The 10,260-nt window shown below is 66.3% G+C and carries 10 protein-coding genes; 7 read left to right on the forward strand and 3 right to left on the reverse strand.

The window, feature by feature from the left end:
• The first annotated feature begins 16 nt into the window (after positions 1–16).
• The 3 genes from ON20_RS22215 to ON20_RS22225 all read left to right on the forward strand — a co-directional run bounded on the left by ON20_RS22215 (position 17) and on the right by ON20_RS22225 (position 3,697).
• Positions 17–1,102 (forward strand): aldo/keto reductase, encoded by a 1,086-nt coding sequence (locus ON20_RS22215; protein ID WP_040838256.1) that lies wholly within the window; start codon positions 17–19, stop codon positions 1,100–1,102.
• Positions 1,103–1,135: 33 nt separating this feature from the next.
• Positions 1,136–1,750, forward strand: coding sequence for a class I SAM-dependent methyltransferase (locus ON20_RS33380; protein WP_051163084.1), 615 nt, complete (start codon positions 1,136–1,138; stop codon positions 1,748–1,750).
• A 282-nt stretch (positions 1,751–2,032) separates the two neighbouring features.
• The gene (locus ON20_RS22225) at positions 2,033–3,697 is read left to right on the forward strand and encodes a glycoside hydrolase family 13 protein (protein WP_051163086.1); all 1,665 of its coding nucleotides are present in this window, start codon (positions 2,033–2,035) and stop codon (positions 3,695–3,697) included.
• Positions 3,698–3,819: 122 nt separating this feature from the next.
• On the opposite strand, the gene ON20_RS22230 is transcribed toward ON20_RS22225, so the two are convergent.
• Both ON20_RS22230 and ON20_RS22235 read right to left on the reverse strand, forming a co-directional pair.
• The gene (locus ON20_RS22230; protein ID WP_040838258.1) at positions 3,820–4,104 is read right to left on the reverse strand and encodes a hypothetical protein; all 285 of its coding nucleotides are present in this window, start codon (positions 4,102–4,104) and stop codon (positions 3,820–3,822) included.
• 113 nt (positions 4,105–4,217) lie between these two features.
• The gene (locus ON20_RS22235) at positions 4,218–5,585 is read right to left on the reverse strand and encodes a YhgE/Pip domain-containing protein (protein WP_083865133.1); all 1,368 of its coding nucleotides are present in this window, start codon (positions 5,583–5,585) and stop codon (positions 4,218–4,220) included.
• 436 nt (positions 5,586–6,021) lie between these two features.
• Here ON20_RS22235 and ON20_RS36655 point away from each other — a divergent pair, with 436 nt between their 5' ends.
• Positions 6,022–6,324 carry a hypothetical protein gene (locus ON20_RS36655; RefSeq protein WP_157228943.1) on the forward strand — a complete coding sequence of 101 codons (303 nt, stop codon included), beginning with the start codon at positions 6,022–6,024 and terminating at the stop codon, positions 6,322–6,324.
• Positions 6,325–6,693: 369 nt separating this feature from the next.
• Positions 6,694–7,050 carry a PRC-barrel domain-containing protein gene (locus ON20_RS22245; RefSeq protein WP_051163088.1) on the forward strand — a complete coding sequence of 119 codons (357 nt, stop codon included), beginning with the start codon at positions 6,694–6,696 and terminating at the stop codon, positions 7,048–7,050.
• A 234-nt stretch (positions 7,051–7,284) separates the two neighbouring features.
• Here the strand turns inward: ON20_RS22245 and ON20_RS22250 are convergent, their stop codons facing one another.
• On the reverse strand, positions 7,285–7,923 hold the full coding sequence (locus ON20_RS22250; RefSeq protein WP_040838261.1) for a TetR/AcrR family transcriptional regulator: 639 nt from the start codon (positions 7,921–7,923) through the stop codon (positions 7,285–7,287).
• Positions 7,924–8,161: 238 nt separating this feature from the next.
• Here ON20_RS22250 and ON20_RS22255 point away from each other — a divergent pair, with 238 nt between their 5' ends.
• Positions 8,162–9,088: a metal-dependent hydrolase gene (locus ON20_RS22255; protein ID WP_040838263.1), complete on the forward strand. Its 927-nt coding sequence runs from the start codon at positions 8,162–8,164 to the stop codon at positions 9,086–9,088.
• Between the two features lie 11 nt (positions 9,089–9,099).
• On the forward strand, positions 9,100–10,254 hold the full coding sequence (locus ON20_RS22260; RefSeq protein ID WP_040838265.1) for a hypothetical protein: 1,155 nt from the start codon (positions 9,100–9,102) through the stop codon (positions 10,252–10,254).
• Positions 10,255–10,260: the final 6 nt, after the last annotated feature.

Here is a 10,260-nt window from a genome sequence, read left to right on the forward strand (position 1 = left end):
CCTACAGTAAACGATAATGACAACGCTTTTCAACAACGCTTTGGATTGTTACCGCCTGCTGGGACGGTCGGGCCTTCGGGTATCACCGCTGGCCTTGGGCACCATGACCTTTGGCACCGCATGGGGCTGGGGGGCCGACAAACAAGAGGCTCGGCGCATCTTCGACACCTACGTCACCCGCGGCGGCAACTTCCTGGACACCGCCGGCAACTACACCAACGGCACCGCCGAGGAATGGCTCGGCGAGTTCGCCGCGGCCGATCGGGACGCGCTGGTACTGGCAACCAAGTACACCGTGCTGCGCCGGCTCACCGACCCGAATTCCGGTGGCAACCACCGCAAGAACATGCGTGCCTCGGTCGAGGCGAGCCTGCGCCGCCTGCGCACCGACCATCTCGACCTGCTGTACCTGCACATGTGGGACGATCACACCCCGCCCGAGGAGATCCTGCGCGGCATGGACGATCTGGTGCGCGCGGGCAAGATACTGTACGCGGGCATTTCGAACACCCCCGTCTGGCAGATCGCGCGGATGCAGACCATGGCCGACCTGCGCGGTTGGACACCCCTGATCGCACTCCAACTCGAGTACAACCTGGTCGAGCGCACCGCCGAGCACGATATGCTGCCGATGGCACGGGAACTGGGGCTCGGGGTCGTCGGCTGGTCACCGCTGGCGGGCGGCGTTCTCACCGGCAAGTACACCCGTGCCGACCTGCCGTCGGATGCACGGCGGCCGGTGGTGGGAACCTCCCGGAAAGACCTGATCCTCACCGGCGACGGACTCACCGAACGGGCACTGGCCATCGCCGACACCGTGCGTCGCGTCGCCGAACAGCTCGGCCGTTCCCCGGCCCAGGTCGCCCTCGCCTGGGCACTGCGCCAACCCGGTGTCACCGCACCGATCCTCGGCGCACGCACCCGCGCCCAGCTCGAGGACAACCTCGGCGCGCTGACCCTGAACTTCGACGAACACCATCTCGAACGCCTGCGGGAGGTCTCCGCAATCACCCCGGGATATCCGCACAACGTGCTCACACGTCCGTTGGCGCGACGAAGCATGTTCGGAGACATGCGTATTCGACCGCGCACCCGCCACTGAGCCGCAGAACGACACCCACGACAGGAAACAGCCTTGGCCCTTTTCGATCTGTTCACCGACCGCCTGCTGCGCCGGCCGCGCGGCCCACTGGCCCGGATGATGTGGCGGGACATGAAATCCCACCACGGCATCTTCCGCGACACACTGGCGGAGCTGCGGCCCACCGCCGACGACCATCTACTCGAAGTGGGCTGCGGTGGAGGCACCTTCGCCGCACAGGCGCTCGAACTCGGCTGCCGGATGACCGCGGTGGACCACAGTGCCGATATGGTGGCGCTCACCACGTCGGCGAACGAGACCGCCGTGCGTGAAGGCCGGCTCGCGGTGCTCGAGGCCGACGCCGAATCGCTGCCGCTGCCGGACGGTCGTTTCACCTGTGCGACAGCGATGAACGTGTTGTTCTTCGTCCACGTCCCCACCCTGCTCGCCGAACTGCACCGCGTCCTCGCTCCCGGCGGCCGTCTGGTCCTGCACACCGTCGCGCCCGAACCGCCACGAGCGGTCATGCCACCGCCGGTGGCCAAGCGGGTGCGCTTCCATTCCGACACCGAACTCGTCTCGATGCTCGCGGCCGCGGGCTTCCACGAACCGGGCACCCGGCGTGTGGGCGGCACTTTCCAGCTCGTAACGGCGTCCCGTCCGGTGTGACCGGACCACCACCGGGAACCATAGCGCCGCAGCCTGCGCGTACCCACTCGGAGGCGTAGCGGTCCCTCCCCGTGGGCGAGGGCGACCGTCTCCGGGACCGAGAACCCCCCATGTCCGCGATTCGGCGCCGCCGCACCGTACCGAGGGCGCTTCCGAGCGACGGGTGATCGCCCGGCACCGCCCCGCGACAGACGCGATGCGGCCGGTCCGGCGGCACGGAGACGATTACGACCGCGGTGTTCGGGCTATTCACCATGGAGCGAGTCCGAGAGGAGAACGCGGATGGTGTCTGCCGATACTCACTGGTGGCGCGACGCGGTGATCTATCAGATCTATATCCGCAGTTTCGCCGACGGCGACGGTGACGGGATCGGCGATATCGGCGGAATCCGATCTCGGCTGCCGTATCTACGGGGACTCGGTGTGGACGCGCTGTGGATAACCCCCTGGTACCCCTCCCCTATGGCCGATGGCGGATACGACGTGGCGGACTACCGCGATATCGACCCGCGCTTCGGTACGTTGGCCGAGGCGGAGGCGCTGATCACCGAGATCCATGACCAGGGAATGCGGTTGCTCCTCGACCTCGTGCCCAATCACACCTCCGACCGGCACCCCTGGTTCCGAGCGGCGTTGGCCGCGGGACGGGAATCACCGGAGCGGGCGCGCTACCTCTTCCGCGACGGTGTGCCGGGAGGCGGACCACCGAACAATTGGAAAAGCGTGTTCGGGGGTTCCGCGTGGACGCAGGTCGCGGACGGGCAGTGGTATCTACACCTGTTCGATTCCACCCAGCCCGATCTGGACTGGACCCATCCCGATGTGCGCGCCGAGTTCGAGGCGATCCTGCGCTTCTGGCTGGATCGGGGCGTGGACGGGTTCCGGATAGACGTTGCGCACGGTTTGGCCAAGCACCCCGGTCTCCCCGATATCCCGGTCGACCACGAGGACGTCATGGAGCCACCGGACCGGGCCCGGCACCCGCACTGGGACCGGGACGAAGTGCACGAGGTCTACCGCGGCTGGCGCAAGATCTCGGACTCCTACGGCGCCGATCGCATCTTCGTGGCCGAGGCATGGGTGGCCAGACCGGAACGGCTGGCCTGCTATGTGCGACCGGACGAACTGCACACCGCCTTCAACTTCGATTTCCTGCGCTGTTCCTGGGACGCCGCCGCGCTGCGCGCGGTCATCGACAGCACCACCACAGCGCTGGACGCGGTCGGCGCGCCACCGACGTGGGTGCTGTCCAATCACGACATCACCCGGCATGTCACACGGTACGGGCGGACGTGTACCCGGGGAGAGGGGCCACAGCACCAATCGCGCGCTCCCGTCGATCTGGTATCGGGCCGGCGGCGCGCCCGGGCTGCGTTGCTGCTGATGCTCGCCCTGCCCGGCGGCGTCTACCTCTATCAGGGCGAGGAACTCGGTCTGGAGGAGGTCGAGGACCTGCCCGAGGAAGCACTGCAGGACCCCACCTGGCAGCGCTCAGGGCATACGGTACGCGGCCGGGACGGCTGCCGCGTACCGCTGCCGTGGCTGGATTCCCGACCACCGTTCGGGTTCGGTCCCGGTGATACACAGCCCTGGCTGCCGCAGCCACGACACTGGATATCGCATACGGCCGAGCGCCAGGAATCGGATCCGAACTCGATACTCGCCCTCTACCGCGCCGCGTTACGCCTGCGTGCGGAACATCCGGCGCTCGGCGAGGGACCGTGGTCCTGGTTGCCCGCCCCGCCCGGTGTCCTCGCGCTGCACCGCCCACCCGACCTGCTGTGCCTGGTGAACATTTCCGGTCCGCCGCTTCCCCTACCCGAGCACATGCGGGTGTTGCTGGCCGGCGAGCCACTGACCGATCACATCCTGCCCGCCGACGGCGCCGTCTGGCTGGAAACGGAATCGGCGTTCACTCCGGCTCACGGCACCTCGTGGCTCGGCTGACCACGTTCCCACACCTGTCGCCCCGCAAGACCCACCAGCAGCCCGACGACGACACCGACGCCGGACAGCGCCGCCTGCCGCCACACGCCCTCGGTCGACCCCGATGGGCGGGTTGGGCTCCGCTACCGACACCGTCCTGCACACACGGGCCGCACTGGCACCGGCATTCCCGACCCCCAGGAGAACACCGCCCAACCACCGGCGACGACAGCGGCGACCGGCACGGTGTCGAGGGTGCCCGGAGCGGCGGCCACCGCCGAGAACGCGAAGACCGGAAAGAGCAAGCCGAGCGGATGCCGGTTCTGTCGGAACGACAGATAGGTCGTCACGACCGTGACCACGGTGGCGACCGGCACCGAGAGCCCGACCGGGCGGGAGAGATCGCCCGGGACCCGATCGAGGCGCATCGAGGTTCCGTATCGAACCAGCGCGCTCGGGCGGACCTACCGACGATATCGGGCCCACCACCCCGTTCGATCACCGCTCCGGACGAAACTCACGACCGGCCGCGGATCGGTTACTACGTGTCGGTGTCGGACCGGTTCGGCGCGCGGGTCAGGCCTTTCCGGTCGTAGAAGGCGGTGATGAGGGCTCCGAAGACCAAGCCGAAGACCAGGCCGAACACCGCCATCCAGGTGCCCCGCTCCAGACCGGCCGCGCCGTGGGCGTTGAAGTAGAGGACGGCGCGAACACCGAGGAATATCTGATGCATCGGTTCGAAGGCGGCGAGCCAGGAGAGATATTTCGGGGTGGCCTCGATCGGTATCGTTCCGCCGGCCGAAGGCAGCCCGAGGACGACGAACAGGATCAGGTTCAGCAGCATTCCCGCCGCACCGAACGCCGCGAGGATGGACAGGGCGGTGACGCCCACGGCGGTGACGGCCAGGGTGCTGTAGAGGAACAGGGCCAACGGGTGGTCGACCGGCATGTCGAGGAGCTTCGCGACGCCGAGGAACACCACCGACACGATCGGCGCGGCGACGGTGAGCGTGCCCCATTTCATCAGCAGGGTGCGCAGGCGGGACAGCGGGGTGGGCGGATAGTGCACGTACCAGGGGCCGTATTCGGTGGGGGTGAAACCCAGTGCCGAGTCCACCATTATGTGGATGATCATCGCCCCCGTGAATCCCGCCAACAGCACGAGCAGGGTGTAGAAGAACGCCGACAAACCGTTGCCTGTGCCGTCCGGCAGCGGACGGTACGGATCGACGATCACCTCGATGGGCTTTTCCAGTGCCAGCCGGCTCGCTCCGGACAGTTGGGTGGGCGGCGCGCCGGGCGCGGGGGCGAGTTGGGACTCGACGGTCTCGGTGAGCTGCCGCCCGACCTCGGAGTTGACCCGCTGCATGGCCTGGTCGGCGATGCGCTGCATGATTTGGGTGGCATAGGTGCCGGTGCGGGGGTTGGTCTGCACGGTGATGACGGGTCGGCTCACATCGCCGGGGACCACACTCGCGGTGCCGAGGATCGACAGGCGTTTGGTCAGATCGCTCGGGATGATGATGGCGCCGTAGATGGCACCGTCCCGCTGCAGGTTCTGCGCTTCGGTGATACCGACGACCCGCAGATCGACCTTGTCCTCGGGAATATTCGTCGTGAGCGCTTCGGTGACCTGGTCGCCGATATTGAGCTGTCGATCGCCGAGCCTGTCCCCCTCGTCCCGGTTCACCAGCGCGATCGGAAAGTCGTGCAGGTTGTCCTCGGGGTGTATCACGTAACCGAGGTAGGCCGTGGACAGCAATGCCATGAGCAGGGTGACCACCGCGACGGGCGAGAGCCAGGAACGAATTCGAAGCCGGCGCCTGGTCGCGGTGTCGCCACGGCCGGTGGCGGCGGTGCCGGTCCCGGATGCCGGACTCGGGCCGGGCTCGGGTTCCCTCGTTCCCATACGTCACTCCTTATGAGTCGGCTGATCGATCAACGGTTCTGTGACTGTGTTCCCAGGTTTCTGTGACTGTGTTCCCAGGTATCGATATCGGCGCGTCCATGAATCAAGCCGAGCCGGAGATCGAATGCAATCCTCGAGCCCCGCATGTGACCACTGGCACTACCGGCATCGAGGCTTTCCGGTCGTGGCGGACGGAACAGCACGCCCGTGCTGTTTCCGTACCGGTACGGTGCGAGCCGCACAGCCGCGGCACGACCTCGGTGGCGAAGAGTTCCATTCGTTCGTCGGGGCACCGGAAATCCGGAGGTGCCGCGACGAGATCCGGAATTCGGATCACCGGCCATGGGGTATCTCGCTCGTCCGCCGACGGATACGGGTGCGGCGGTCGCTCACGCCGGCCGGGTTTCCCTCGGCATCCTCGGGGCAACCGGCCACTATGAACGCCGACAATACGAATCCCGGGACATCCGCATCGACGCCGGCGCAACCCGGTGCACATTCTTCTGCCCTGGTCACGGAGAAAGATCTGCGGCGGCTCCTGGCCGCCGACGAACCGGACACGCGTCTCGTCCTCGAGGAGGGGCGAGTACGGCTCGAAGGTTCCACCTCCGAAATCCTCGGGTTGCTCATCGTCTCGCGCGCCGACCTCGTGGCCCGGATCGGTGACCGCCCGGACGATACGACCCTGACCGAGCAGGCCACCGAACTGGACAACGAAATCCGTCTCATGGGCAGCTGAGGCGCCGGAGAACCGAGCCGTCACGCCCCGAATCATTGTGCTCGCCGTGGGGTTGCCCCGATATCCGGCCGATAATTCGGAGTTGTATTCGAGCATGTCCACGGGCATATTCCTGTTTTCTCCTCGATTCGCCGGGTAGTAGCCATTGTGTGCCCGAACCGCTTGTCAGCGGCCGATCGAACTCGGTTCATGGTGGAATCTGCGCTATGCCGGGCAATGACCCGGCCATCCCATAGGTGCGGGTTCCGCCCAGCGGTTGAGCGCACGCCGGACCGACGCGATCGACCGACTCGATACCTGTCATTGCGCGGTGCCGAGCCGCCATATTCGGACGAGCACCGTATGCGATACGAAGCGAGGAGGAAGAACATGGGCCGGCAAGTCGAACAACTCATCGGCGACGCCGTTTACGATTCCGATGGCGACAAGATCGGCAAGGTCAGGCGCGTCTATGTTGACAATGCGTCCGGCCTGCCCACCTGGGCGGCCGTCAGCACCGGGCTGTTCAGCGATGATTCACTGGCGCCCCTGGCCGGGGCACGGATGCGGGGGAACAATGCCGACGAACTGCAGGTGCGAGTCCGCAAGGACACTGTCGAAGCCGCGCCCCACCTGGAGGGTGACGGCCTGATCACCCCGGAAGCCGAGGACGAACTGTTCGTCCACTACGGTATCGATCCCCGGTATGCCGGCTGGGACGACTACGACGCGACCCCGGCCGGGTAGACCGGCACCGCGGCGCGAAACCGTGCCACCGGGCAGGACGAGTCGAGGGGCGACCGCTTCGACGACGATGCGAGCTCCATGGGGCGTTCGGTGGAGCAGCTCGATATCGACACCGCCGGCGTCGACCGCGAGAGCCGCGGATGCTGATCCGGCGTCTTCGCCCGCGTCTCGCTCGGCCCTGAGCCGGCAAGCATTCATATCCGGGAAGCCCTCCGACACCTGGCCGGAGGGCTTCTACCGAGTGGACCGGTTGTCGTCCCCGCCGCCCACCTTCGCCTGTGCGATGATCGCCGATCCCATCCAGCGACGCAGATAGCGTCGCAATTCGTCGCCGCCGCGCGGCGGATTGCCCGGTGAAGCGAAGAACGACTGCATGGTGCGCAGGACGTATTCGACGAGTTCGTGCAGGGATTCGTCGTCGTACCCGTAGCGTTCCCAGGCGACGTCGAAGCGTCGGATCATCGTCATGCCGAAGGCTTTCGCCTCGTCGGAGGTGATGCCGTCGCTGTGGATGTTGGAATACCTACCGGTGAGCAGCAGGCCCAGATGCGGCGTTCGACGGACCTCGGTCAGGGTGAAGACCACGGCCTCGGTCATCGCGTCCACCGGATCCGTCAGGCCGCGCACGTGGTCGGCGAGCCGGTCGAGGAATCCGTCGACCGACGCGATGGCCGCGGCCTTCATCAGTGTCTCCGCGCTGGGGAAGTACCGGTACACGGTCTGACGGATGACACCCAGCGATTCGGCGACATCGGCGATACCGATCTCCGAACCCGTGCGTGCGATCAGCTCGACGGCGGCGGCGACGATCCGACGCGACGCTTCTTCGTCGCTGTCCGGTGGGCTGCCGCCCCACCCGCGCCTTCGTGCCACCGCCCCGCTTCCTCGGCTCGAGAACCGAGCCGGCCGCTCGTTCCTTCCCGCGGAAGGCTCACCGACTTACTCCGGATCAGAGGCCCGACGCTATCACAGGGCCGATCTCCCGCTGTCGGGGCGTGAGGCGGTGAAACACACGAAAGTGATCATACGTGTAGACAGTTGTGTGTATGGTTACTTTCGTCGTGGCGGCGTCGAGCGCCACCACCGCATCCGTCAGACGAGGTAGGGAACAGTGACCGATCTTCAAGTACGAAAGATGAACTTCGCGTTCGACGAATACGACGTGCCGTTTCTGTGGAACCCGGAAAACCCCGCCTTCTCGAGCATGGCCAACGTGGTCTCGTTCCTGGCGATCGGCTTCGAGAAGATGATCGTGAACATGATCCTGCAGGCCAAACCGCTGATCACCGATCCGGCGGTAGCCGAGGAGGCCGACGCGTTCATGCGGCAGGAAGGCCAGCACTCGACCGCGCACCGCCAGCACGTGAAAGGCCTCATCCGGAACTACCCCGGACTCCAGGAGACGCTCGACGAAGTGATCGACGCCTTCGACAAACTCACCAGGGACACCCCCCTCGAATATCGCCTCGCCTACACCGCCGACCTGGAGGCGACGTTCACCCCGGTGTTCAAGCTGATGCTCGACAACGACTCGGCGCTGTTCCGCCCCGGCGACGACCGCGTGGCATCACTGTTCCTCTGGCATTTCGTCGAGGAGGTCGAGCATCGCAGTTCCGCGCTCATCATCTTCGACTCCGTCGTCGGCAGCGACGTCTACCGGATGCGGATGGCGCCCTCGGTCTTCAAGCACGTGCTCGACGTGATCAAGCTGGCCTCGGCGAGCTTCAACAAGCATGTACCCCTGGAGGAACGCAAGGTCGACGCGCTGGCGATGTTCGCCAGGTACCGGCGCATGCAAACGCTGCGCAAGTGGGTTCCGGGGCTGCGCCCGACCAACGACGGACCGATGCCGCGGGCATTCGATGATCTGCCGCGGCGCGAACAGCTCACCGCGTTGACGGGCATCGTCCGCAGTCAACTGCCCGGCCACAATCCCGCCCACGAGAAACTGCCCGCACTCGCCGGTGAGTGGTTCGAACGCTACGACGCCGGCTACGACGTGCAACGCTGGTACACCGCCGCACCGGTCACATCCTAGGAGCCGGACCCATGGCCGATCACTGCTCTCCCACCTTCGCCCGGCTCACAACGGAACTCGGCTTCTCCTGCGAGGAGGCCGGCGGGCTCGTCGAATTCCGCAATCCCTTCGCCCTGGAGAACTGGACCCTGCCGGTTCTCGAACTCACCATCGTCATCGGCGCGGTGCTCGCGCTCGCGCTCGCCGTCGTACGGCTGCGCCGCCACGGCGACCCCACCAACCTGGTGCTGTGGTTCGGCGCCACCGCCTACCTGTTCATCATCGAACCCCCGCTGTACTTCCCCGCGGCATTCGGCATCGAAGAACACGTGGACACGATGTTCGCCCACAATGTGTTCACCGTCGATTTCCTGTGGGGCAGACTGCCGCTCTACATTGTCGCGATCTACCCGTTCATGGCGACGGTCTCCTTCGATATCGTTCGGATGCTCGGCGTGTTCCGGCGCCACGGTGTACTCGTCGGCGCGGCCTGCGTCGGCTTCGTACACCACGCGTTCTACGAGATCTTCGACCACCTCGGCCCCCAGTTGCGCTGGTGGGAGTGGTCGACGACCAATCCGATCAACCAGCCCATGTTCGATTCGGTCCCGCTTCCCAGCGTCGTCGTATTCGCCGCCCTGTGGCCGATGTCGCTGGCCTTCTGTGTCCAGTGGTTCGTGGGCCGCCACATCGAGCAGGGCCGGCGCTTCTCCGGGATCGAATTGCTCTGGCGCACCATCGTGGTCGGCCTCCTCGCCTCGGCGGGCACATTCATCCTGCCGATCCCGGCGACCGTGCTCGGTATGGGCGGCACGGCTATTCGGGGGGTGATCTACGCGCTGGAACTGGTCGTGGTCTCGATGGTGGCGACCGCGACCCTGGCCCGGCAATGGTCGCGGGTGCGCCGGGAAACCACGGAGATTCCGGGGTATACGAGTGAGTTCGCCCGGTGGTACGGCGTGGTGTACCTGGGCGTTATGGCGCTTCTCTGGGCGACCGCGCTGCCCGACTTCTTCGCGGCCGTGGACGGTGTGACCGAGAACGGGGATCCCCTCGGCAACCTCTGGTACACGCTCATATGCTTCGCCGTCGCGATACTCTGCCTGCTCGCGGTATTCACCGTGCCGGAGCGCAGGCCCGCGGTGGAGAAAACAGGCAGCGAGGTGAGCGGTTCACCGAGCCGGTGATCCCAT

Source organism: Nocardia brevicatena NBRC 12119 (assembly GCF_000308495.1).
Lineage (GTDB): Bacteria > Actinomycetota > Actinomycetes > Mycobacteriales > Mycobacteriaceae > Nocardia > Nocardia brevicatena.

Bases quoted from the DNA above. Each gene is read 5' to 3' on its own strand.
- ON20_RS22230 (WP_040838258.1), bottom strand. From the start codon at position 4,104: ATGCGCCTCGATCGGGTCCCGGGCGATCTCTCCCGCCCGGTCGGGCTC.
- ON20_RS36655 (WP_157228943.1), top strand. From the start codon at position 6,022: ATGAACGCCGACAATACGAATCCCGGGACATCCGCATCGACGCCGGCG.
- ON20_RS22235 (WP_083865133.1), bottom strand. From the start codon at position 5,585: ATGGGAACGAGGGAACCCGAGCCCGGCCCGAGTCCGGCATCCGGGACC.
- ON20_RS22245 (WP_051163088.1), top strand. From the start codon at position 6,694: ATGGGCCGGCAAGTCGAACAACTCATCGGCGACGCCGTTTACGATTCC.
- ON20_RS22215 (WP_040838256.1), top strand. From the start codon at position 17: ATGACAACGCTTTTCAACAACGCTTTGGATTGTTACCGCCTGCTGGGA.
- ON20_RS22225 (WP_051163086.1), top strand. From the start codon at position 2,033: ATGGTGTCTGCCGATACTCACTGGTGGCGCGACGCGGTGATCTATCAG.
- ON20_RS22260 (WP_040838265.1), top strand. From the start codon at position 9,100: ATGGCCGATCACTGCTCTCCCACCTTCGCCCGGCTCACAACGGAACTC.